Below are 21,010 nucleotides of genomic sequence, written 5' to 3' on the forward strand. Positions count from 1 at the left end.
TCTCGCGGCGGACGGTCCTACGACGAGGCGCGCTCGCCTCGACGGCCTTCGGACTGGCCCTCGCGACGACCGGCGGGGCCGCGGCGTCGAAGAAGCCCGAACTCGTCGAGGCGATGGCGAGCGAGGCCGGCCTCTCGAAGGCGGACGCGAAGCGGGCGCTCGACGCGATCACCGGCGGGACGACGGAGGCCCTGAAAAAGGGCGACAGCGCCGTCTTGGTCGGCTTCGGATCGTTCAGCATCTCGAAGCGCAGCGCGCGGACGGGGCGGAACCCGCAGACCGGGCGCCGGCCCAAAGACGATTCGGCGGTGACGTTCGGCGCGTGCCCCGAGTTCGCGGCCGCCCTCGCATTGAATCCCGGAAAGGGAGACGAGGCGAGCGCCAAGTGCCGGGACGCCGACGTGGTGATCGACGCGGCGTACGTCGCGAGCGCGACGAGGCACGGCTCGCGCGCTGGGCTCTCGAAGGCGGACTCGAAGAAGGCCATCGACGCGCTCGTCAGCGTGACGACGGAGGCGCTGAAGAAGGGCGATCGGCTGTCGATCCCCGCTCCGGACGGCTCCGACGACTCGTTCGGGTCGTTCAGCATCTCGAAGCGCAGCGCGCGGACGGGCCGGAACCCGCAGACGGGCAAAAGGGCTCAGAGCGCGGCGAAAAACGTCGTGAAGTTCAAGGCGGGCGCCGAACTTTCGAAGGCTGTCAACTGAGCGTCGCCCGCGACGACGGCTGCGGACCGGGAGCGGCGCTCAGAAGAACAGCCACAACACGAGCAGCACGTACAGCCCCGCCAGCGCGATGACCGTCAGCCGGATGAGGATGTTGACGCTGAACACGAGCCCGTTGTAGTCGTTTTTAAGCAGTTTCACCGGCTCCGTGCGGCGGCTCGCGAGGCCGACGCTCGCCGGCGCCACGTCGTCGGCCGCTCGCTCGACCGCGCGCTCGATGGCGTCGGTGTCGGACTCGCGCATGTTCGCGAGTTCGTGGATCGAGGCGTGGGTGTCGGTCGAGAAGGGGATCACCTCGTCGAACGCGTCGCGGTAGCGGTCGGCGGTCTCCCGCACGTCGGGGGTGAGCCCGTTCGTGTCGACGCCGATCCACAACACCTCTTCGCCGCCGACCGACTCGACGAACGCCAGCGCGTGCTGGTCCGACTCCGCCAGGGCGAATCCCGCGGCGTAATCATCTAATGGCGCCTCGGCGAGACGCGCTCGGAAGTCGTCGAACGCGCGTTTCAGGCGGTCGGCCTCGGCCGAGCCGTACTGGATCTCGACGTCTGGGCCGTTCTGAATGTCGTGTTTGTGCTGGTCTATCAACAGCACCTCGTCGTGGTCGACGTCGCCCATGAACACGCCCGTGTCGTAGTCGTCTATCCCCTCGCCGTGTAAGACGATCACCTCCCGGTCGCCGATCTTCCGCCCGTGGAACCGTACGTCCGCGTACCCCTCGCGCTTGCCGTACGACTCGGTGACGAGCCGCGACGCGCGGGCGGTCATCTCGGGCGCCGTGACCGCATCGAGAACGCGCTCCGCGTCCGCCGGGTTCGACAGGTCCTCCTTGTGGGTACAGGGGACGTGCAGGAAGAACCCGGTCTCGTCGTCCGAGCCGTCGTTCAGCGCGTCGATCACGTTGGCGCTCAGTTGGCCGCCGCCGAACCCGCCGAGGGGACCGGGGTGGATCCACGGCGCCGCGAGCGTGAGTCGCTCGCCGTTGTCGACGGCGAGCGTCTCGACGGCCGGGCGGGCCTCGACGCCCAGGTCCAGCGAGGCGCGGTCGTTCTGGAGGATGCCGGAGGTGAGTTTGAACGCGGAGACGTCGGTGTTGCTCCGGATGAGGTAGTCGACGATGGCGAGGACCAAGACGAGGAACGCCGCGGCGATCAAAAGCGACGCGAACGCGAACACGTGGCGGTACGTCGAGAACCCCAGGTTCCCGCCGGCGAACGCGTAAAACGCCACGATGAGCGCCGCCGGCTCCGCGAGCGCGACGACCAGCAGTCGCTTGTAGTGGTCGATCCCCGTCGAGAGGACGAGAACGAAGATGTTGATCAGGTACAGCGTGATAAAGAGGAGCCAGACGATACTCCAGGCGTTCCCCACGTCGTTGGCCCCCGACAGGACCAGCGCGTACACGAAGGTGACGAACTGATTCGTCAGCGCCAGAAAGAAGCTCCAGGTCCGCGGATACCGCGGGAGCGCGCGGTGGAACAGCTCGCCGGCGAACAGGAACGGGAGGATAAAGAGCAGGACCGCGATCGGGAGCAGCGTCGGGGGGTCGAGCGCCAGCGGCGTGAACTCGGAGAAGGCGACGAACGTGACGACGCTGTAGAGGACCCCGAGCGCGACCATCGCCGGCAGCTGCTTCGAGAGCGGCGGGACACTGAACACCAGTCGCTGGAAGACGTCGACGTTGTCTGCGCCCATCTAGCTCACCCCGTATATCTCCTCTAGCTCGTCTATCGTCCGTTCGACGGAGAACTCCTCGACCGCCGCGCGAGTCGGCCTGTCGCGGTCGAGACAGTCGACGACGGCCCGCTCCATCGCCGCGATGTCGCCGTGTTCGAACCGCGCGCCGTTGTCCTCGCCGATGGTACGGTCGAACGGGGGCACGTCGGCGGCCGCGACCGGGGTGCCACAGGCGTTCGCTTCGAGCGTCGAGAGCCCGAGGGTGTCGCAGGTGGAGGCGGTGACGAAGGCGTCGAGCCCGGAGTAAAAGGCCGGGAGGTCCTCGCGCGGGAGGAAGTCCCTGAATCGCACGTTCTCCGAGGCGTCGGCCTCGAGATCGTCGCGGACCGGCCCGTCGCCGACCAACTCGAACCGGAGATCCGGCCGCCGGTCGGCCAGTCGGAGGATCTCGTCGACGTGTTTCTTTCGGGTCATCCGGCCGCTATACCCCACCGTCGGCTCGTCGTGTACGAACCGCTCGTCCGTCACCGGCCGGAACAGCTCCGTCTCGATGCCGACGGGGAGCGTTCGCGGCGTCACGTCGCGCCGGATCCGCGACGTGGACGCGGTAACGCAGTCGAACGAGTCGAGAAACCGGTTCTCGTAGGCCACGTACGCCCGGCCGACGACGCCGGCCAGCGCCTCGACTTTCAGCCCCTGGACGAAGTAGTCCTCCACGGGCGTGTGATGCGTGTACACGGAGGGAACGCCGCGTCGTTTCGCGTATCGCCGGCCCATCAGCCCGGTCGAGGCCGGGCCGTGACAGTGGACGACGTCGAAGTCCGGCAGCGTCGAGAGCCGTCGGTAGGTCGGCACGCGATACTGGCGGTAGAAGGGGTTCGGCAGCGACGGCACCGGAAGCTCCCGCTCGTCGGGCTCGTGGCTGCTCGCCGGGTAGACGACGTACACGTCGTGGCCGCGCTGTTCGAGCCGGTCCCGCCACGCGTGGATCGTGTACGTCACGCCGTCGACGCCGGGAAAGTAGCTGTCGGTGAAGAATCCGATGTTCATGTGAGGGCTTGCCGTGTCGTCTGTCGAGCGCCGCCGAACCGGTTCCGAGACACGGACGACCGCGCGGATCGGTCGGGGACCGGACCCGTCGCCGCGGGCCGCACAGCGCCCGCCTCACCGCAGTCGGTGTGGGGTCGTCCCGCAGCGCCGCCGTCGTGTCCAGGCTGTGCCACAGTTGGTGTCTGGCGAGTTTCCCTCCGACGGCTATCAACATTTTCATTTCGCGACTCTCCCGGTTCGCCGAGCGAGCGGTCGGTTCGGGTCGGCTCGTCCGGAACCACTGGCCCACATCCTTCCGGAACCGCCGGCCCACATCATTAATCACCCGGCGCGCCAACGCCAGCCCATGATCACCACCGATCGGATGGCCGCGGTCGACGCCAACGCCGCCGCCCTCGGCGTCCCGCGGAAACAGCTGATGGAGTCGTCGGGCAACGCCGTCGCCCGCGAGGTCCGGTCGCTCGCCGACCCCGGCGCGAGCGTCGCACTACTCTGCGGCCGGGGGAACAACGGCGGCGACGCGTTCGTCGCGGCCCGGTTCCTCTCGGCGTACGACGTGACGGTCCGGCTACTCGGTCGCCCCGACTCGATCCGGACCGACATCGCCCGCGAGAACTGGACCGCCCTCGAAACCGCCGAGATTCCGACCGAGTCGGTCACCGACGCCGCCGACCTCTCGCTCGACGACCCGGACGTCGTGGTCGACGCGATGCTCGGGTCCGGGGTCGCCGGCGCGCTCCGCCAGCCGGAACGGACCGCGGCCCGACTGATAAACGAGAGCGACGCGGCGGTCGTCGCCGTCGACGTTCCCTCGGGGATTGACGCCGACACCGGCACGCCGACCGGTGGCGCCGACCGCGCCGCGGTCGCCGTCGACGCCGACCGCGTCGTGACGTTCCACGACGAGAAGCCGGGGCTGGAGGCGCTCGATGCCGAGGTGACCGTCGCCGACATCGGAATTCCCGCCGCGGCCGAGCGGTTCACCGGCCCCGGCGACCTGCGTGCCATCGGTCGCGAGTCGGACTCGCACAAAGGCGAGAACGGCGAGGTGCTGGTGATCGGCGGCGGGCCGTACACCGGCGCGCCAGCGCTCGCGGCTCGGTCGGCCCTCCGCGCCGGCGCCGATCTGGTCCGCGTCGCCTGCCCGGAGACGGTCGCGGAGACGGTCCGCGGGTACGCCGCCGACCTGATCGTCCGCGACCTGCCGGGCGACCGCCTCGGTCCGGCCCACGTCGACCGGGCGCTGGATCTGGCCGCCGGCAACGACGTCGTCGTCCTCGGACCGGGGCTCGGCGACGGCGACGGCACGGGCGAGTTCGTGCGGGAGTTCCTCTCCGCGTACGACGGGCGCGCGGTCGTCGACGCCGACGCGCTGCGGGCGGTCCCGGACGCCGACACCGACGCCGAACTGATCTGTACGCCGCACCAGGGCGAGCTGGTCGAGATGGGCGGCGAGACGGCGACAGACCCCGACGAGCGCGCGGCGCTGGTCCGGGCGTTCGCCGAGGAGACGGGGCACACCCTGCTCGTGAAAGGCGCCCGCGACGTCATCACCGACGGCGACGCCGTGCGACTGAATCGCACGGGGAATCCGGGGATGACGGTGGGCGGCACGGGCGACGTGCTCGCCGGCGCGGTCGGCGCGCTCGCGGCGGTTACCAACCCGTTCCGCGCGGCTGCGGTCGGCGCGTACGTCAACGGGCGCGCGGGCGACTCGGCGGCCGCCGACCTTGGGGACGGGCTCGTGGCGACGGACTTACCCGACCGGCTGCCGGAGGCGATGCGTGATGCGTGACGAGCAGCCGGCCGGCGGGGACGACTCATCCGGCGACCCCACCGACGACCTGACCCACACCGACGCCTCCGGCGAGGTCCGGATGGTCGACGTGGGCGACAAGCCCGACACGAGCCGCCGCGCCGTCGCGCGCGGCGAGATCCGACTGACGGAATCGACGATCGCGGCGGTCGAGGCCGACGAGATAGGGAAAGGCGACGTGCTCGCGACCGCCCGCGTCGGGGCGGTCCAGGCCGTCAAACACACCTGGGAGACGATCCCGATGTGCCATCAGATCCCGATCACGAACGTCGACACCGACTTCGCGGTCGAGCGCGACCGCATCGAGCTCACCGTCGCGGTCGAGACGACCGGCAAGACCGGCTGCGAGATGGAGGCGTTAGAGGGCGTGACGACCGGCCTCAACGTCGTCTGGGACATGGTGAAAGCCGCGGAGAAGGACGCGGACGGCGGCTATCCGGATACACAGATTGCGAACGTCGAGGTCGTCGCGAAAGAGAAGCGCGCGCTCGACGGGTAGCCGGGCCGGCAGGCGGGCCAGTCGTCGGCAGGCGGGTCAGTCGTCGGCCAGCAGGCGGGTCAGTCGTCGGCCGGCTCCGGATCGTCTTGGTCGCCCCCGTCTGAGACGGTGACCGCGATGTCGGCGGCCGCGGCCTTGTACTCGGGAATCTTCGCGCGGTCGTCCAACACGTCGTTCGTGAGCCGGTTCGCGGAGGCGGCGGCGAAGTGCGGCGTCGTCCAGACGACGCCCTCCTTGATGTCCTCGGTCACCTGCGCTTGCACCTCGATCTCGCCGCGCCGAGAGCGGAGCGTGACCGTCTCTCCGTCCTCGATGCCGTACCGCTCGGCGTCGTTCGGGTGGACGTCGACGAAGTTCTCCGGGCGCTGCCGCGAGAGCGTCGGCGACCGCCGGCTCATCGTCCCCGTGTTGTAGTGCTCCTCGATTCGCGCGGTGGTGAGGATGAGGGGATACTCCTCGTCGGGGACCTCCGCCGGCGGCTGGTGGCGGACGCCCTCGATCTTCCCGAGGCCGTTCTCGGTGTCGAACGAGTCCGCGTAGAGGTACTGGTCGCCCTCGTCGCCCGGCTCGTAGCAGGGCCACTGGATCCCGGACTCGCCGAGCGCGTCGTAACTCATCCCGTGGTAGATCGGACACACCTCGCGCAACTCCTCGAAGACGGCCTCCACGTCGGCGAATCGGAACGCGTCGTCGCCGAACAGGCGGCTCCCGATATCCATCAGGATGTCGAGGTCGTGTCTCGTGTTCTCGTGGACCTTCCTCACCCCGCGCATGCGCTGGACGCGGCGGTCGGTGTTGGTGACGGTGCCGCCGCGCTCGGCCCACGTCGTCGCGGGGAGGACCACGTCGGCGAGTTCTGCAGTCTCGGTCATGAAGATGTCTTGGGCGACCATGAAATCCAGCGACCCCAACCGCGCTTCGACGGCGTTGCCGTCGGGCTCGCTCATCACGGGGTTTTCGCCCATCACGTACAGCCCCTTGATCGATGATCCCGCCTCGTGGGAGATCTCCACGTTCGTGAGGCCGGGTTCGTCGGGCACGTCGAACCCCCAGACCGCCTCGACGCTTTCGCGGGCCGCGTCGTCGTCGACGAGTTGGTAGCCGGGGAGGACGTTCGGCATCGCGCCGACGTCGCTCGTCCCCTGGACGTTGTTCTGCCCGCGCAGCGGGTTGACGCCGGTCCCCGGCTTCCCGAGGTTCCCGGTGATCAGCGCGAGGTTGATCTCGTTTTGGACGTTGTCGACCCCACAGGCGTGCTGGCTCATCCCCATCCCGGTGAAGATGGCGGCGTTGTTCGCCATCGCGTACTTCTCGGCGGCGAGTTCGATGTCTTCGAGGGGGACACCCGCTTCCTCGGCGGCGGCTTCCTTGTCGAAGTCGGCGAGCGTCTGTTTTAAGTGGTCGAACCCCTCCGTGCGCGCTTCGACGAACTCCTCGTCGATCCACCCCGCGTCGGGGTCCGCCTCGTGGCGGTCGAGGATCGTCTTCAACACGACGTTGAGCAGCGGGATGTCGGCGCCGGGGTTCACCTGCAGGTGCATGTGCCGGTCGGTCTCGTCGATTTCGAACGACCGGGTGGTCTTGTTTGCGTGCGGGTCGACCTGAATGACGGTCGCGCCCTCCAGGACGGCCTGCCGGAAGTACTGACTGTTGGCGATCGGGTGTTGCTCGCCGGGGTTCGCGCCCTGGATCCAGAACACGTCCGCCGACGCCTCCAGGTCGGCCATGCTGTTCGTCATCGCGCCCGCGCCGAGGCTCGTCCGGAGCGCCCACACCGTCGACGCGTGGCACATCCGCGTGCAGTTGTCGACGTTGTTCGTGCCGTACCGACGCGCGATCTTCTGGAGGAGGTAGTTCTCCTCGTTCATCGTCTTCGAGGAGCCGAAAAAGCCCATCGCGTCGGGGCCGTGCTCCGCTCGGATGCGCTCCATCTCCGAGACGATCCGCGAATAGGCTTCCTCCCACGTCGCCTCGCGGAACGCACCGTCTTCCTTTATTAATGGCTCCGTGAGCCGGTCCTCGTGGTCGACGACCTGCGTCGCGGCGCCGCCTTTGATACAGACGCGCCCCTCGTTGACCGGCGCCTCGCCCCACGGCATGAAGTTCACGTCGCCGGGCTCCGCGCCCTGTTTCACCTTGATGCCGCATCCGACGCCGCAGTACGGGCAGATGGTGTTGACCCCCTCGTCGCCGTCAGTCGACATGACGCTCACCTCGTTCGATCATGCCAGAACAATTGTGATCGCGTCCGCATGAGTGTGTCGGTGGTTCCCACGACGAGGTGCCACGGGCGGCTACGGCGGCGCCGCGTCACGCCCGCCGTCACGGCGTCACTCCCACTGTCACCGCATCCACCCGGCGAACCGTTTTGTCGCCCCCGGTCGTTCGGCGGGTATGGATGTCTCGCTCGCCGACGTAGCAGGGCGCGTCGACGACCACGTCGAGACGTACCGCGAGTCGGCCCCGTTCTATCCGGTCGAGTCGGAGGCGATAGCCTCGCTTCCCGCCGCGTTCCGGGCCGGCGAGTACGGGAACCGGGACGTCGAGTGGGTCGTCCGCTGGTACTTCCGGCGGGCCGTCACGGACGTCGACCACGCCGAGCGCCGCGCGGTCGAGGACGCCGTCGCCGACACGGAGCCCCGAGAACTGCGCGGCGCGATGTGGGACGCCGTCGACGCGCTCGACGGCGAGGGCGGCGAGGGCGGCGAGGCCGACGAGGACGGACCGCCGGCAGAGCCAGATGGAAATCGACCCCACCATCGCGCACTCGACGCGCTCTCGCAGATCCCCGGCGTCGACGTCGGGGTCGCCTCGGCGCTGTTGTGGTTCCTCGCCCCCCAGGAGTACATCGTGGTCGGCGAGCGCGAGTGGGCGGTCGTCGCCGCGCTGACCGCGGGCGCCCAGTTCGAGGCCCGCCTCGACGACGCCTACCCGGAGCCGATGACGGTCGAGGCGTACGACCGCTACCTCGACGCGGTGGCCGGGCTCACCGACCGACTCGGCGTCGACCCCTGGCGGCTCTACATGGTCATTCGAAGCGTGGACGCGACCGCCACCGGCCGGTCGCTGTGACCGGCGACCGGTGACGGCGCGGGCTTAGCGGTCGAGGAAGGGCGGTATCACGACCTCTCCGCGCTTTTCCCCGCCGTGGACGACGACGCTCACCTTGGTACCGGGGTCCGCGTAGTGTTCGTGGAGGTAGCCGAGCCCGATCGGTTCGTCGAGCGTGGGGCTCATCGTGCCGGAGGTGAGCTGTCCGACCCGCGTGAGGTCGCCGTCGGTGACCGCGTACCCGTTCCGGGGGACGCCCCGTTCGAGCAGGCGGACCCCGACGAACCGCTCGTCGAACCCCTCCTCCTTCTGGGCTTCGAGCGCGTCGCGACCGACGAACTCCGTGTCGAGTTTGACTACGAAGCCGATCCGCGCCTCGTAGGGAGTCCGGGGCTCGCTCTCCGGATCGAAGTCCTGCCCGGAGAGGAGGTACCCCATCTCGGTCCGGAGGGTGTCTCGCGCGCCGAGCCCGCAGGGCTGTGCGTCGCCGATGGCTTCCCAGACGGTCACCGCGTCGGCGGCCGGGCACAGGACCTCGAAGCCGTCCTCGCCGGTGTAGCCGGTCCGCGCGACCCACGCGTCGACTCCCTCGACCGCGGCGACGGTCGCCTGGAACTTCGAGAGGTCGACGACGCGGTCGGCCGGGGTCACGGCGTCGAGGGCGGCGGCAGCGTCCGGTCCCTGTACCGCGATCATGGCCCAGTCGTCGGTCGCGTTCGCGACGGCGGCGTCGAGCCCGTTCGCGTCGCGGTAGTCGACCCACCGGTCGTACATCTGCTCGTCGTGGCCGGCGTTGGGGACGAAGAGGTACGCGGGGTCGCCGTCGCCGGCGTCCAGATCGCGGTCCAGGCCGTCGACCGCGTCGCTCCCGGAGCCGGCCTCGATCCCGTCCGGGAGCCGGTAGACGACCGCGTCGTCGAGCATGATCCCGTCGTCGTCGGTGATCGCGGCGTACTGGGAGTCGCCCGGCGCGAGCGCCGTCACGTCGTTGGTCGTGAGGCGGTTCATCAGGGTCGTCGCGTCCGGTCCCGACACCTCGATCTCCGCCATGTGCGACACGTCGAAGCGCCCGAGCGAGTCGCGGACCGCGGCGTGTTCCTCGCTGATCGAGTCGAACTCGACCGGCATCTGCCAGCCGCCGAAGTCGGTGAACTTCGCGCCGCGTTCCTCGTGGATATCGTGGAGGGGAGTGCGTCGGTCAGACATGCGAAAACGGTCGCTCGGCCGGACCTAAGGTCTTGCCATCGGGGAACCAGTCGCCGACTGCGGGGACTGGTGACCGCTCGCGTGCCGGCTGTTTCGACCACCGGCGACAGCCTCAAGCCGGTCCCACTCCCGATACGGCACGTAATGCGGAACCCCTCCGGCCTCCTCGCGCCCGCCGTCGCGGTCGTGCTGGTCGCGGTCGTGGTCGCCGCCGTGGCGGGCGCGTGGCCGCCGTTCGTGGCCGTCGAGAGCGGGAGCATGGCCCCGGAGATCGAGCGCGGCGACCTCGTCGTGGTCACGTCGACCGACCGGTTCCCGTGGGGCGGCCTCACCGGCGCGGCGGCGCCCGACGCGCCGACCGCGTTCGGCGCCCCCGGCGACGTGGTCGTGTTCGACGCGCCCGCGGACGGCAACCCGCCGATCTTACATCGCCTCGCGTTTCCCGTGACCGCCGGCGAAGACTGGACCGAGCGGGCGGACCCCGACCTGCTCGACGGCGACTGCGCGAGCATCGCCGCGTGTCCCGCGCCCCACGACGGCTACCTCACGTACGGCGACGCCAACGGCCAGTACGACCAGAGCGCCGGCATCACGCCCGTCGTCCGCGAGGAGTGGATCACCGCCAAGGCGCTGGTCGCCGTCCCGAACCTCGGCTGGTTCCGGGTCGGCGTCGACGCCGCCGTCGCGCGCGTCGGCCTCCTCCCGACGGTGCTCGGCGTCGGGGGCGCCGCGGGCGTCGCCGGCGGGTTCGGCGCGCTGTTTTTAAACAGGCTCGGACGAAGTCACCGGGGGCGCGCTCGGCGCGACCGGTGAGTTCGTCCGCGACCGATGCGTTCGTCCGCGGTCGTTACTCGCTCTCGTCGCCGTCGAGCGTCACCGAGTCGTTCGTGGCGTTGCGGAGCGCGTCTGACCGTCCGAACTCGCCGGGCGCGATTGCGAGCGTCCTGATGCCGTAGCTGTTCGCGGTCTCGACGACCGGTTTAAAGTCGGTGTCCCGCGAGGCGATGGCGAGCGTCGACATCCGGCCTTCGGCCGCGAAGCGGGCGGCGTCGACGGCGAGTTTCACGTCGACGTCGCCGCTCGTGACGACGACCTCGAACCCGCGGGCCTCTGCCGCCTGGATGAGTCCCGGCGTCGCGTGTTCGTCGAGGTAGAGCCGCGTCGTCACGAGCTGTCCCTCCGCTTCCGCCGCCACCCGCACGTCGTCGAGGTCGACGTCGAACTCCTCGCGTAACACGTTCGGCCCGTCGACGAACAGCGCCACGCCGACTGGGTCGTCGTCCGACCGGCTAGATTCCATGCCTCTGTGTGTGCGATCCGCGGAGATATGCGTGCTGGTCTGACGCCGAGGCCGCGCGTGGCTCGACGGGTTGCGCTGTGTGAACACATTACTTATCACCGCACCGACCGTACTCGTCGCATGGTATCTCGCGTGCTGGTGCCGATAGACGAGTCGGAGATGGCCGAGCGCGCGCTGCGCTTCGCGCTCGATGCGCACCCGGACGCCGAGTTCGTCGTGCTCCACGTCGTGGGCGAGCCCTCCTCGATGATGGGCAGCGCGGCGGGGCTCGCGCTCGCGGACGACTGGCGGTCGGCGGCGGAAGAACAGGCGCGCGGCCTGTTCGACCACGCCCGCGAGATCGCCGCCGAGCGCGGCGTGGAGATCGGCACCGAGGTGGTCGCCGGCCACCCGGCGCGGGCGGTCGTCCAGATGAGCGACGAGTTCGACGTCGTCGTCGTCGGGAGCCACAGCGGGACGCTCGCGGACCGCCTGCTCGTGGGCAACGTCGCCGAGAAGATCGTTCGCGGCTCCGCGGCGCCCGTGACCGTCGTTCGCTGACGCGGCACAGCGGACCTCAGCGCGGCTTCGTGAGCGGCGCGGCGGCGTCTCGCCGCGAGTTGACGACTGATCACTCGGTGCGCGAATACTCGCCGTATCCGAGTACTAAACACCTTATATTCGTATTACTACTTGATCGACGACCGTAGTGAATATACGAAGTGTTCAAGTAGTATGTCCAAGAATAACGGAGTATGATGTCCGGAACCAACGCGTACACGGTAATTTCCGAGCAGAACGATCACGATTGCACCACGGTACGTGCACATCCACGCAACGAGACCTTCCACGTCGTCGAGTACGCGGACGAGGACGCGCGCGAGCGCGTCGCGGACCTCCCGGTCGGATCGGTCGTCAAGATGGAACTGTCGCGCGCGGGTCGCCGGAGCAACGTCTGGCGCGCCGAGTCGGTCCGGACGGCCCACACCGACGGCGGCACGACGGGGGAGTAGAGGGGAGGAACCGCGCCGCGGCGACCGCCGACTACTTATAAACGAAAGTTGGTACGCGTTCGACTACTTATAAATCGCGGGTCAGCCGCGGGTTCGTCACGGCGCCGTCGGACGCGCCGGCGAAGTCGCGGGCGTACTTCGCGAGGACGCCGCCCGCGTACTGCGGTTCCGGCGCCTCCCACGCCTCGCGCCGCTCGGCGAGTTCGTCTTCGGTGAGGTCGACGGTCAGGTCGCGCTCGGGGATGTCGACCGTGACGTGGTCGCCGTCCTCGATGAGCCCGATCGGGCCGCCGTCTGCGGCCTCCGGCGCGACGTGGCCGATCATCGGGCCGCGCGTGCCGCCCGAGAACCGACCGTCGGTGAGCAGCGCCACGTCCTCCTCGTGGCCCGCGCCGACGACGGCGGCGGTGACGCCGAGCATCTCGCGCATGCCGGGGCCGCCGGTCGGTCCCTCGTTGCGGATCACGATCACGTCGCCGGAGTCGATGGCGCCCGACTGGACGTACTCCATCGCGTCCTCCTCGTTTTCGAACACGCGCGCCGGCCCCTCGTGGTAGAAGGCGTCGTCGCCGGTCACCTTCAGCACGGCGCCCTCGGGCGCGAGATTGCCTTTGAGAATCTTGATCGCGCCCTCCGCCTCCTTCGGGTCCTCGACGGGGTAGAGGAAGTCCGCCTCGGTCTCCGATTCCGGCGGGAGCGTGCCGTTCGCTTCCAGTTCCGCCACCTCATCGGCGAGGGTACGACCGGTGACGGTCATCGCGTCGCCGTGGAGCAGGTCGGCCTCCAAGAGCCGTCGGAGGACCACCGGAACCCCGCCGAGTTCGTGGAGGTCGTTCATGACGCGGGTGCCGCCGGGCTGGAGGTTCGCGATCTTCGGGGTGCGCCGCGAAATCTCGTCGAAGTCCTCGATCGCAAGATCCACGTCGGCCTCGGCGGCCAGCGCGAGCAGGTGGAGGACCGCGTTCGTGGAGCCGCCGATGGCGGTCTGCAGTGCGATCGCGTTCTCGAACGACTTCCGCGAGAGGATATCCGAGGGACGGCGGTCGTTCTCGATGCAGTCCATGGCGAGTTCGCCGGCGCGCTCGGCGACCTCGTAGCGCTCCGGGTCCTCGGCGGGCGCGGAGGCGGAGCCGAGCGGGGCCATCCCGAGCGCCTCGGCGATGGAGGCCATCGTGTTCGCCGTGAACATCCCGCCACAGGAGCCCGCGCCGGGGCAGGCGTGGCGCTCCAACTCGTCGAGCTCCTCGCCGCTCATGTCGCCCTCGGCGTAGGCGCCGACGCCCTCGAACACCTGCACGATGGTCACGTCGCGACCGTCGTGCTGGCCGGGCATGATCGAACCGCCGTAGAGGAACACCGAGGGGAGGTCGGTGCGGATCGCGGCCATCAGCATACCGGGGAGGTTCTTATCGCAGCCCGCGACCGTCACCAGCGCGTCCATCCGCTCGCCGAAGGAGACGAGCTCGACGCTGTCGGCGATCACTTCACGGGAGATGAGGCTCGCTTTCATCCCCTCGGTCCCCATCGAGATGGCGTCGGAGATGGTGATCGTGCCGAACTCGATCGGCATCCCGCCCGCGCCGTCGACGCCCTCGATGGCGGCGTCCGCCACGTCGTCGAGGTGGACGTTACACGGCGTGATGTCGGCCGCCGGGTTCGGGACGCCGATGATGGGCGAAGACAGGTCCTCGTCGTCGAACCCCATCGCTCGGAACATCGCGCGGTGCGGGGCCTTGTCCGCCCCCTCCGTCACGTCTCTGCTCCGCAGGCTCTCGTCTTTCTCGCCCGCGAACCGGTCCGCGTCGTCGCGGCGTCGGGAGCCGTCTCCCTCCGACCGCGGCTGCTGGTCGCTCATACCTCACCGTGTCGCTCGGGGGTATTAAACGACCGCAACGAAACAAGGGTTGCTTGGCGAGGCGAACCGGTTCGGGGCGGGAGTCAGGCTCCCGCCTTGATCTCAACCCGGTACCCGAACGGGTCCCGAACGTACACCGCCGGCGACTCCCCCGTCGCGCCGAGCGGTTCGTCGAGCGACTTCTCGATTTCCACGCCGGCGGCCGCCAACTCGGCCTCGATTTCGTCGGCCGACTCCTCGACGCCGACGGCGACGTGGTCGTAGTTCGTCGCCGTCGGCGGTTCGAAATCCGCGGTCGGCCAGCAGTGGATCACGGCGGTCGGCGACAGCCGCACGTCGAAAAAGGGCTTCTCGCCGGCTTCGTACGGGTCGTCCTCGATGTCGAACCCGAGTCGCTCACCGTAGAACTCGCGGGCGTCCGCGGCGCCGTCCGCGGGGATCCGGAGGTTGACGTGATCGATGTGGCGTGCCTGCATGTGAACGACCTACGCGGAGCCGCGTGAAAAAGTGATCCGGACGGCCGGCCGAACGCGTCAGGCGAACGCCCGCAGGATCCCCGCGCCGTCGGTGCTGCGGCCGAGGTCGGGAAGCGTCGCGCGCTCGGGGTGGGGCATTAACACGGCGACCGAGTCGCGCTCGCCGAGGACGCCGGCGATGTTGTCGGTCGAGCCGTTGGGGTTGGCTTCGTCGGTGACCGCGCCGTCGGCGTCGCAGTAGCGGAAGAGGACGCGGTCGTCGGCGACGAGGTCGGCGTGGGCCGCCTCGCTGATCTCGAAGCGCCCCTCGCCGTGCGCGATGGGGACCTCGATGACCGCGCCCTCGCCGTAGGCGGCGGTCCACGGCGTGTCGGCGCGCTCGACGCGCAGGTGAACGGGCTCACACTGGAAGCGCGCGGAGGCGTTGGTGGTGAACGCGCCGGGCGCGAGGCCGGATTCCGAGCCGATCTGGGCGCCGTTACAGACGCCGAGTACCGGGACGCCCTCCGCGGCCGCGTCTCTGACCGCTTGCAGTATCGGATCGCGGGCGGCCATCGCACCGGCTCGCAGGTAGTCGCCGTACGAGAAGCCGCCGGGGAGGACGATGCCGTCGGCGTCGTCCGGGAGGCCGTCCTCGTGCCAGACGCGCTCCGCGTCGACGCCGAGGTGGTCGAGCGCGCGGACCGCGTCGCGGTCGCAGTTCGAGCCGCCGAACTGGACGACGGCGACCGTCACGCCGCCCACCCCGCGTGGGCGGCCGCAGCGGTTCCGCCGGCGCCGCTCGCGTCGGTGACGATCGGCGTCGTCTCGGCGACGGCGACCGTCATCGCTCCGCGACCGCGACCTCGTAGTCGTGGATGGTCGGGTTCGCGAGCAGCCGCTCGGCCATCTCGTCGGCGCGGTCGGCTGCCTCGTCGGCGTCGGCGGCGTCGAGGTCGACCTCGAATCGGTCGGCCGACCGGAGGTCGGACAGCTCGAACCCGAGGCGTTCGAGCGCCTGCTGTGTCGTCTCGGCCTCCGGGTCGAGGACGCCCCGCTTCAAGCGGACCGTCACCGTCGCGGTGTATGCCGTCATGTGGTGGAGTGCGGAGTCGTGTGTAAAAACCGTTTTGGAACGTCTTTTATATCCACGTTCGTGGATATTTAGTGGTCGTTCGTGTGGGTAGCAACGTCGGCACGGAACGAAAGGGGCAAACCCCTCCGTGTTCTCGAAGTGGGTGTATGCAGCCGTTCGAACTTGCGGAGGTGATCGTCGCATGACCCGCGAACTAACCGAAATTACGGTCGTCGGAGGAGACAAGACCGGCCTCATCGCGCGAGTCACCTCCCTGCTGTTCGAGCGGGGAATCAACATCGAGGACCTCGACCAGGCGGTCCGCGAGGGCGTCTTCCGGATGACGACCCGCGTCGACGCCTCGGAGATGGAGACCTCGCGAGACGAACTCCGGCGCGCGCTCGCCGAACTCAGCCGCGAACTCGGCGTCGACATCCAGGTCCGGTTCCCGAGCGACCGCGACGCCCGCCGGATCGCGCTCCTCGTGACGAAGGAGACGCACGCGCCCGAGGCCCTCCTTGAGGCCGAGGCCAACGGCGACCTCGTCGACGACGGCGAGGGCGCCGAGATTCCGGTCGTGATCGGCAACCGCGGCGACCTCCGCTCGCTCGCGGAGCGCTACGACAAGCCCTTTTACGACGTCGGCGACGGCAACGGCAACACGGACGAAGAGCGCCTGCTCGACCTGCTGGCCGAGTACGAGATCGACCTCATCGCGTTAGCCCGCTACATGCGCATCCTCTCGCCGGAGGTCGTCTTCCGCTACGAGGGCCGGATCATCAACGTCCACCCCTCGCTTCTGCCGGCGTTCCCCGGCGCGGAGGCGTACCGACAGGCCAACGACGCCGGCGTCCGGGTCGCCGGCGTCACCGCCCACTACGTCACCACCGACCTCGATCAGGGGCCGGTGATCGCACAGCGCGCCTTCGACGTGCCCGCCGGCGCCGGCGTCGACGAGATCAAGCGTCGCGGACAACCGCTCGAAGCCGACGTGTTGCTCGACGCCGTCCGGCTCCACCTCGCGGACGCCATCGCGATCCACCGGGGGACGGTCCACGTGCGCGAGGACGCCGACGTGGACGCCCAACTGGGGCTCAGCGACGCCGCCATCGACGCGAACCCGGACGAGCCGGTCGACGGCGAGCCCTTATCAGACTCGCAGACGCCGACCGCCGGCAGCGACTGACCGGGGTCGGATTCGACCGCAAGGCCCGGCCGAACCCGGTCGCGGCCGCCCCACGCTATTTATCACTCGCCGTACAACCGAACAGCGATGCGTCCCCGCCGAAGCCCGTCGCAGTTCGTCGCCGACGCGAGCGCGGTCGTCAGGAGCGACGAGCGCATGATCCTGCTTTTCCTGGTCCTGCTGGCCATCGCGGCGACCGCGGTGTTCGTCTACTACACCGTCGCGCTGCTCGACGCGCTCCCGCAGGTGCCGCCGTCCGTGCCGGGTAGTTAAAAACGGACGAGGAGGTCGCGGTTCGCGGCGCGGTAGGCGAGTTCGTCGGCCGCCATCGCCGCGCGGCGCCGCGCGGCCCAGTCGCTCGCGTCGTACCCGACCTCGCCGACCGCCGACTCGATGGTGTCGAGGAGGTGCGCGAGGACGGTCCGGTCGCCGGGCGAGTACGGCGGCTCGATCCGCCACGCCGACGGCCCGCTCGCGACCGTCTCGGCGGCCGCGTCCGCCAACGCCTCCGCCCCGTCCGGCCCGCCCGGACGCCGGTCTCGCATGTGTCGGTGGTACGCCGCCAACACGGCGTCGTCGGCCGGGTCCGCCGGCGCGAGCGTCGTCTCCCCGTCGTACGTGATCGGCGCGTACGCAACGGGAGCGACGGCGGAGAGCGCGTCGACCGCGGGGGCGGCGTCGACCACGTCGAAGAACGCGCAGCCGACGACGGCGTCGAACCGCTCGCCCGCTTCGGCGGCCTCGGCCGCGAACTCGAACGCGTCGGCGACGCGGTACGTCATCGCGACGTCGCCCACCCGGTCCCCGAGCCGGTCGCGGCCGGCCGCGAGCGCCGCATCGTGCGCGTCGACCGCGACCCACCGGCCGCCGTCGACGACCCCCCACTCGACGAGCCGCTCGACCATCGTGGCCGTGCCCGCGCCGACCTCCAGTACGGTCGGCTCGGCGGGGAGCGCGGCGCCGAACGCGTCGAGCACGTCGCGGTTCAGCGACCGGTCGTCCAATGCCCGCTTCGCGTCGAGGTACGTCGCGTGGTCCACCTCCGAGCCGCCTTCGCCCGTCATCGCGACGGCACCCCTTTTAAGAAGTCGACGGCCGCGTCGAGCGTCTCGGGCCAGGTCGGCCACGCCTCGTAGGCGCGGCGGGCAGCGACCGCCATCTCGGCCAGCCGCTCGCGGTCGTCGAGGCGGCGGATGCGGTCCGTGACGGCGTCCGCGTCGTCCGGGGGGACGAGGAAGCCTGACTCGCCGTCGGCGACGAACTCGCCGGTGCCGCCGGCGGTCGAGGCGAGCGGGACGCAGCCGAACCCCATCGCCTCCAACTGCGCCATGCCGAACGGCTCGTAGCGCGAGGGGACGGCGAGGACGTGCGCCTCCCGGAGCCGCGCCGCGACCGCGTCGTCCGCGAGCCGCCCGGTGAACCGGATCCGCCCGGCGATCCCCGCCTCGGCGGCCAGTCCCCGGACGCGCTCGACGTACCCCGGATCGACTCCGGTGTCCCCGACGACGGTGAGCCGCCAGTCCACGTCGCGGTCCGGCGCCCGCTCGACGCCGGCCAGTCCCGCGACGAGCGCGGCCAGCCCCTTTCGCTCGACGACGTTGCCGAGGAAGACGAGCCTGAGCGGCCCCGCGGCGGCGCGCTCGCGGATTTCCGGCCCCGACGGCGACGGCGCGAAGCGGTCTCCCGCGGGCGGCGCGACGACGCCGACTTGCGGCCCACCGAGGGACTCGGCCCCCTCGCGGGTCGCCGTCGAGTTGTATATCGCGGCGTCGACGCCGGCGAGGAACCGGCCCTCGATCCGCCGGACGACGCGGCGAGCGACGCCCTCGCGAGCCCGCGAGGCGAGCATGTGTACGAGCGCCACGGTGGGAGTCTCCAGGAGGCGGTTCGCGGCGACGAGCGAGGGGTGCGCGAGCCCGTCTTCGACGAGCACGTCGGCGCCCACCCCGTCGAGCTGCGCCGCGATCCGGCGCGCTCGGAGCGAGTCCGCGAGCTGTCGCGCGTACGACCGCCACGGGAGCGAACACACCGTCACCTCGTGGCCGCGCTCGCGGAGGCGGTCGCGAAGCCGCCGGTCGTAGTAGAACCCGCCCGACCGGCTGTCGATGTCGCCGGCGACGACGAGGCCGACGTGCATCACCGAAGCGACCCGGTGTAGGAGACGCGGGCCGTGTCGTCCTCGTGGACGGCGACGGTCAGCTCCTCGACCGCCGGGGCGTCGATGTCAGCGAGCCGGTCGAACAGGGCGCGCGCGAGCCGCTCGACGCTCGGGTTCCCTTCGAGCCGGTCGTTGAGCGTCTCGTCGCGGTACGCGTCGACCGCCTCGGCGACCCGCGCGGTCGCTACGTCGATGTCGAGGAGGTAGCCGTACTCGCCGAGCGTCGACCCGCGGAAGGTCACTTCGGCCTCGAAGGCGTGTGAGTGGAGCGCCGCCTCCTCCGGCGGCGGGCTCGGGACGGTCAGGAAGTGCTGTGCGACGAACGGTTCGGAGACGGTGAGCGCGTACATGTGTTGCGGCGTGAGAGCGGGGTTAGTAGGTGAACAGTACCTGGACGGTCGGTTCGGCGTCGTCAGCGAGCCGGCGGTACGCGGCGGGCGCCTCCTCGACGTCGAATCGGTCGGTCACGAGCCGGTCGGCGATGCGGTCTTCGGCTTGGAGCCGGCGGAGTTCGCGCCAGGCCGTCTCGCGGCGGCGGTCGGCGTCCCACCGGCCGCGAAGCTCGGGGGCGATGGTCGAGACCTGGCTGCTCTCGACGGCCACGCGCCCCCGGTGGAAGTGGTCGCCGAACCCGATCTCGGCGCGCTTCGTCCCGTACCACGACCCGACGAGGACGCGGCCGCCGAAGCGGGTCGCCTCCACGGCGGTTTCGAGCGTCTCGGGGCGACCGCTCACCTCGACCGCGAGGTCGACGCCGCCGGTGCGATCGCGGAGCGCCTCGCTCGCGTCGACGGCCGAGGGATCGACGGTGGCGTCGGCGCCGAGCGCGTCGGCCAGGGCGCGGCGGTCCGCTCTGGGCTCGACGGCGACGACGTCCGCCGCCGGCGACCGCGAGAGGAGCGCGGTCGTCAGCAGGCCGACGACGCCCTGCCCGAACACGGCGATGCGCTCGCCGATCCGGGGCGCCCCGTCGAGCGCGAAGTTGACCGCGGTCTCGGTGTTGGCGAAAAGCGCCGCGGTCTCGGGACCGATCCCGTCCGGGACCGGCTGTAACTCCTCGGTGGAGGCGAGAAACCGGCCCTCGTGGGGGTTAAAACCGAACACGGTCTCGCCGCGCCACGAGGGGTCGACGCCGTCGCCGACGGCGGCGACGGTCCCGACCACCGAGTAGCCGTACCGGAGGGGGTACGAGAGATCGCCGGAGAGCGCTTCGAGCGCCTCGTCGGCGGCGGTCTCGGGGTCGAGGTCGCCGCGGTACGCGAGCAGTTCCGTCCCCGCGCTGACGGCCGACACCGTCGTCTCGACGAGGACTTCGCCGCGGTCGGGCGCCGGCGGGTCGACGTCGACCACGTCGACCTCGCGAGAGGCCGAGAACTCGATCGCGCGGGCGGCACCCACGTTCACGAACCCTCCGCCGTCCGCGGGGCGAGATAGATATGAGACGGCATAGCACTTTATTGAGGCCGGTGCCTATTGGATGTTCGGTGACGTGGTGTGCGCGTGCGGGCGGTGGTGTCGGAGACGCGGCGGACGCCACGGGCACACCTAAGGGACCGGGGAACCATACCAAACGTGAACATGGCACTCACCGACAATATCGACTTCGACGCCCTGACGCCGGTCCACTGGGTCGGGATCGCCGCCGCCGCCGTCACGGGCGTGTACCACCTCGTGACCGGGGTGCAGATCGGCGGCGTGTTCGGTGTGTCGTTCCTGTTCGCGACCGCGGGGTTCGCGCTCGGGATCGCCGCGGTGCTCGTGGCGTACCGTCCCCGGCTCGTCTACCTGCTCGGGATCCCCTTCACGGGCGGGCAGATCGTCTTGTGGTACCTGCTGAACGACGTGCCGCCGATACCCGCGGGTCACGCCGTCGACAAGGGCGCGCAGGTCGTCCTGATCGCGGCGCTGATCGTGTTGCTTCGCCGAGAGACGTAAGGGCGACCGACGGCGGCTTCTGTGACCATT

22 protein-coding genes and 2 pseudogenes are annotated in these 21,010 nt (G+C 70.2%); 11 read left to right on the forward strand and 13 right to left on the reverse strand.

What is annotated here, in order from left to right:
* Positions 1 to 53: 53 nt before the first annotated feature.
* Together DOS48_RS29655 and DOS48_RS29660 are read left to right on the forward strand one after the other, a co-directional pair.
* Positions 54 to 287 (forward strand): annotated as a pseudogene (locus DOS48_RS29655) (HU family DNA-binding protein); the annotation flags it as partial.
* Between the two features lie 174 nt (positions 288 to 461).
* Positions 462 to 707 (forward strand): annotated as a pseudogene (locus tag DOS48_RS29660) (HU family DNA-binding protein); the annotation flags it as partial.
* Positions 708 to 746: 39 nt separating this feature from the next.
* Here the strand turns inward: DOS48_RS29660 and DOS48_RS19870 are convergent.
* Together DOS48_RS19870 and DOS48_RS19875 are read right to left on the reverse strand one after the other, a co-directional pair.
* The gene (locus tag DOS48_RS19870; RefSeq protein WP_127117396.1) at positions 747 to 2,420 is read right to left on the reverse strand and encodes a DUF2070 family protein; all 1,674 of its coding nucleotides are present in this window, start codon (positions 2,418 to 2,420) and stop codon (positions 747 to 749) included.
* Positions 2,421 to 3,452, reverse strand: a complete 1,032-nt coding sequence (locus tag DOS48_RS19875) for a glycosyltransferase (protein WP_127117397.1) — start codon at positions 3,450 to 3,452, stop codon at positions 2,421 to 2,423.
* 346 nt (positions 3,453 to 3,798) lie between these two features.
* Here DOS48_RS19875 and DOS48_RS19880 point away from each other — a divergent pair, with 346 nt between their 5' ends.
* Together DOS48_RS19880 and moaC are read left to right on the forward strand one after the other, a co-directional pair.
* The gene (locus tag DOS48_RS19880) at positions 3,799 to 5,247 is read left to right on the forward strand and encodes an NAD(P)H-hydrate dehydratase (protein WP_127117398.1); all 1,449 of its coding nucleotides are present in this window, start codon (positions 3,799 to 3,801) and stop codon (positions 5,245 to 5,247) included.
* A complete protein-coding gene (gene moaC, locus DOS48_RS19885; RefSeq protein WP_127117399.1) occupies positions 5,240 to 5,767 on the forward strand; it encodes a cyclic pyranopterin monophosphate synthase MoaC in 528 nt (175 codons plus the stop codon). Before DOS48_RS19880 ends, moaC begins: the two co-directional genes overlap by 8 nt.
* A 59-nt stretch (positions 5,768 to 5,826) precedes the next feature.
* On the opposite strand, the gene fdhF is transcribed toward moaC, so the two are convergent.
* Complete coding sequence (fdhF, locus tag DOS48_RS19890) at positions 5,827 to 7,971, reverse strand: formate dehydrogenase subunit alpha (RefSeq protein WP_127117400.1); 2,145 nt, start codon at positions 7,969 to 7,971, stop codon at positions 5,827 to 5,829.
* A gap of 190 nt (positions 7,972 to 8,161) precedes the next feature.
* Between fdhF and DOS48_RS19895 the strand changes: the two genes are divergently transcribed.
* A complete protein-coding gene (locus tag DOS48_RS19895) occupies positions 8,162 to 8,839 on the forward strand; it encodes a hypothetical protein (RefSeq protein ID WP_127117401.1) in 678 nt (225 codons plus the stop codon).
* A 24-nt stretch (positions 8,840 to 8,863) separates the two neighbouring features.
* Here DOS48_RS19895 and gcvT read toward each other — a convergent pair whose 3' ends face one another.
* Positions 8,864 to 10,024: a glycine cleavage system aminomethyltransferase GcvT gene (gcvT, locus tag DOS48_RS19900; RefSeq protein ID WP_127117402.1), complete on the reverse strand. Its 1,161-nt coding sequence runs from the start codon at positions 10,022 to 10,024 to the stop codon at positions 8,864 to 8,866.
* A gap of 144 nt (positions 10,025 to 10,168) precedes the next feature.
* On the opposite strand from gcvT, the gene DOS48_RS19905 reads away from it, so the two are divergent.
* Entirely contained in the window at positions 10,169 to 10,837 is a 669-nt protein-coding gene (locus tag DOS48_RS19905) for a S26 family signal peptidase (RefSeq protein WP_127117403.1), read from the forward strand.
* Positions 10,838 to 10,871: 34 nt separating this feature from the next.
* On the opposite strand, the gene DOS48_RS19910 is transcribed toward DOS48_RS19905, so the two are convergent.
* The gene (locus DOS48_RS19910) at positions 10,872 to 11,324 is read right to left on the reverse strand and encodes an NYN domain-containing protein (protein ID WP_127117404.1); all 453 of its coding nucleotides are present in this window, start codon (positions 11,322 to 11,324) and stop codon (positions 10,872 to 10,874) included.
* A 120-nt stretch (positions 11,325 to 11,444) separates the two neighbouring features.
* Here DOS48_RS19910 and DOS48_RS19915 point away from each other — a divergent pair, with 120 nt between their 5' ends.
* Positions 11,445 to 11,864 (forward strand): universal stress protein, encoded by a 420-nt coding sequence (locus DOS48_RS19915; protein ID WP_127117405.1) that lies wholly within the window; start codon positions 11,445 to 11,447, stop codon positions 11,862 to 11,864.
* Positions 11,865 to 12,061: 197 nt separating this feature from the next.
* Positions 12,062 to 12,316, forward strand: coding sequence for a hypothetical protein (locus tag DOS48_RS19920; protein WP_127118852.1), 255 nt, complete (start codon positions 12,062 to 12,064; stop codon positions 12,314 to 12,316).
* Between the two features lie 67 nt (positions 12,317 to 12,383).
* Here DOS48_RS19920 and ilvD read toward each other — a convergent pair whose 3' ends face one another.
* The 4 genes from ilvD to purS all read right to left on the reverse strand — a co-directional run bounded on the left by ilvD (position 12,384) and on the right by purS (position 15,722).
* Positions 12,384 to 14,171: a dihydroxy-acid dehydratase gene (ilvD, locus tag DOS48_RS19925; protein WP_127117406.1), complete on the reverse strand. Its 1,788-nt coding sequence runs from the start codon at positions 14,169 to 14,171 to the stop codon at positions 12,384 to 12,386.
* A gap of 83 nt (positions 14,172 to 14,254) precedes the next feature.
* Positions 14,255 to 14,647, reverse strand: coding sequence for a VOC family protein (locus tag DOS48_RS19930; protein WP_127117407.1), 393 nt, complete (start codon positions 14,645 to 14,647; stop codon positions 14,255 to 14,257).
* A gap of 57 nt (positions 14,648 to 14,704) precedes the next feature.
* Positions 14,705 to 15,382 carry a phosphoribosylformylglycinamidine synthase I gene (gene purQ, locus DOS48_RS19935; RefSeq protein ID WP_127117408.1) on the reverse strand — a complete coding sequence of 226 codons (678 nt, stop codon included), beginning with the start codon at positions 15,380 to 15,382 and terminating at the stop codon, positions 14,705 to 14,707.
* 88 nt (positions 15,383 to 15,470) lie between these two features.
* Positions 15,471 to 15,722 carry a phosphoribosylformylglycinamidine synthase subunit PurS gene (gene purS / locus DOS48_RS19940; protein ID WP_004045690.1) on the reverse strand — a complete coding sequence of 84 codons (252 nt, stop codon included), beginning with the start codon at positions 15,720 to 15,722 and terminating at the stop codon, positions 15,471 to 15,473.
* Between the two features lie 181 nt (positions 15,723 to 15,903).
* Here purS and DOS48_RS19945 point away from each other — a divergent pair, with 181 nt between their 5' ends.
* Together DOS48_RS19945 and DOS48_RS19950 are read left to right on the forward strand one after the other, a co-directional pair.
* Positions 15,904 to 16,887, forward strand: coding sequence for a formyltransferase family protein (locus tag DOS48_RS19945; RefSeq protein ID WP_127117409.1), 984 nt, complete (start codon positions 15,904 to 15,906; stop codon positions 16,885 to 16,887).
* A gap of 87 nt (positions 16,888 to 16,974) precedes the next feature.
* Positions 16,975 to 17,160: a hypothetical protein gene (locus DOS48_RS19950; RefSeq protein WP_127117410.1), complete on the forward strand. Its 186-nt coding sequence runs from the start codon at positions 16,975 to 16,977 to the stop codon at positions 17,158 to 17,160.
* Here DOS48_RS19950 and DOS48_RS19955 read toward each other — a convergent pair.
* Genes DOS48_RS19955 through DOS48_RS19970 form a run of 4 tightly spaced genes read right to left on the reverse strand, consistent with a single transcriptional unit; the run spans position 17,157 to position 20,449 of the window.
* A complete protein-coding gene (locus DOS48_RS19955) occupies positions 17,157 to 17,951 on the reverse strand; it encodes a class I SAM-dependent methyltransferase (RefSeq protein WP_127117411.1) in 795 nt (264 codons plus the stop codon). The two genes, DOS48_RS19950 and DOS48_RS19955, sit on opposite strands and share 4 nt — an antisense overlap.
* Positions 17,948 to 19,024: a glycosyltransferase family 4 protein gene (locus DOS48_RS19960; protein WP_127117412.1), complete on the reverse strand. Its 1,077-nt coding sequence runs from the start codon at positions 19,022 to 19,024 to the stop codon at positions 17,948 to 17,950. Before DOS48_RS19960 ends, DOS48_RS19955 begins: the two co-directional genes overlap by 4 nt.
* On the reverse strand, positions 19,024 to 19,395 hold the full coding sequence (locus tag DOS48_RS19965) for a 6-carboxytetrahydropterin synthase (protein ID WP_127117413.1): 372 nt from the start codon (positions 19,393 to 19,395) through the stop codon (positions 19,024 to 19,026). The genes DOS48_RS19960 and DOS48_RS19965 overlap by 1 nt, the downstream gene beginning before the upstream one ends.
* Before the next feature lie 22 nt (positions 19,396 to 19,417).
* A complete protein-coding gene (locus tag DOS48_RS19970) occupies positions 19,418 to 20,449 on the reverse strand; it encodes a zinc-binding alcohol dehydrogenase (RefSeq protein WP_127117414.1) in 1,032 nt (343 codons plus the stop codon).
* A gap of 174 nt (positions 20,450 to 20,623) precedes the next feature.
* Here DOS48_RS19970 and DOS48_RS19975 point away from each other — a divergent pair, with 174 nt between their 5' ends.
* Positions 20,624 to 20,980 (forward strand): hypothetical protein, encoded by a 357-nt coding sequence (locus DOS48_RS19975; protein ID WP_127117415.1) that lies wholly within the window; start codon positions 20,624 to 20,626, stop codon positions 20,978 to 20,980.
* Positions 20,981 to 21,010: the final 30 nt, after the last annotated feature.

The sequence above is a fragment of the Halorubrum sp. PV6 genome, assembly GCF_003990725.2.
GTDB lineage: Archaea > Halobacteriota > Halobacteria > Halobacteriales > Haloferacaceae > Halorubrum.

Coding starts and splice junctions, on each gene's coding strand:
- purS (WP_004045690.1), bottom strand. CDS start 15,722: ATGACGGCATACACCGCGACGGTGACGGTCCGCTTGAAGCGGGGCGTC.
- DOS48_RS19905 (WP_127117403.1), top strand. CDS start 10,169: ATGCGGAACCCCTCCGGCCTCCTCGCGCCCGCCGTCGCGGTCGTGCTG.
- DOS48_RS19960 (WP_127117412.1), bottom strand. CDS start 19,024: ATGCACGTCGGCCTCGTCGTCGCCGGCGACATCGACAGCCGGTCGGGC.
- DOS48_RS19930 (WP_127117407.1), bottom strand. CDS start 14,647: ATGCAGGCACGCCACATCGATCACGTCAACCTCCGGATCCCCGCGGAC.
- gcvT (WP_127117402.1), bottom strand. CDS start 10,024: ATGTCTGACCGACGCACTCCCCTCCACGATATCCACGAGGAACGCGGC.
- DOS48_RS19910 (WP_127117404.1), bottom strand. CDS start 11,324: ATGGAATCTAGCCGGTCGGACGACGACCCAGTCGGCGTGGCGCTGTTC.
- fdhF (WP_127117400.1), bottom strand. CDS start 7,971: ATGTCGACTGACGGCGACGAGGGGGTCAACACCATCTGCCCGTACTGC.
- DOS48_RS19945 (WP_127117409.1), top strand. CDS start 15,904: ATGACCCGCGAACTAACCGAAATTACGGTCGTCGGAGGAGACAAGACC.
- DOS48_RS19870 (WP_127117396.1), bottom strand. CDS start 2,420: ATGGGCGCAGACAACGTCGACGTCTTCCAGCGACTGGTGTTCAGTGTC.
- DOS48_RS19920 (WP_127118852.1), top strand. CDS start 12,062: ATGTCCGGAACCAACGCGTACACGGTAATTTCCGAGCAGAACGATCAC.
- DOS48_RS19875 (WP_127117397.1), bottom strand. CDS start 3,452: ATGAACATCGGATTCTTCACCGACAGCTACTTTCCCGGCGTCGACGGC.
- DOS48_RS19895 (WP_127117401.1), top strand. CDS start 8,162: ATGGATGTCTCGCTCGCCGACGTAGCAGGGCGCGTCGACGACCACGTC.
- moaC (WP_127117399.1), top strand. CDS start 5,240: ATGCGTGACGAGCAGCCGGCCGGCGGGGACGACTCATCCGGCGACCCC.
- DOS48_RS19915 (WP_127117405.1), top strand. CDS start 11,445: ATGGTATCTCGCGTGCTGGTGCCGATAGACGAGTCGGAGATGGCCGAG.
- DOS48_RS19950 (WP_127117410.1), top strand. CDS start 16,975: ATGCGTCCCCGCCGAAGCCCGTCGCAGTTCGTCGCCGACGCGAGCGCG.
- ilvD (WP_127117406.1), bottom strand. CDS start 14,171: ATGAGCGACCAGCAGCCGCGGTCGGAGGGAGACGGCTCCCGACGCCGC.
- DOS48_RS19965 (WP_127117413.1), bottom strand. CDS start 19,395: ATGTACGCGCTCACCGTCTCCGAACCGTTCGTCGCACAGCACTTCCTG.
- DOS48_RS19955 (WP_127117411.1), bottom strand. CDS start 17,951: ATGACGGGCGAAGGCGGCTCGGAGGTGGACCACGCGACGTACCTCGAC.
- DOS48_RS19975 (WP_127117415.1), top strand. CDS start 20,624: ATGGCACTCACCGACAATATCGACTTCGACGCCCTGACGCCGGTCCAC.
- DOS48_RS19880 (WP_127117398.1), top strand. CDS start 3,799: ATGATCACCACCGATCGGATGGCCGCGGTCGACGCCAACGCCGCCGCC.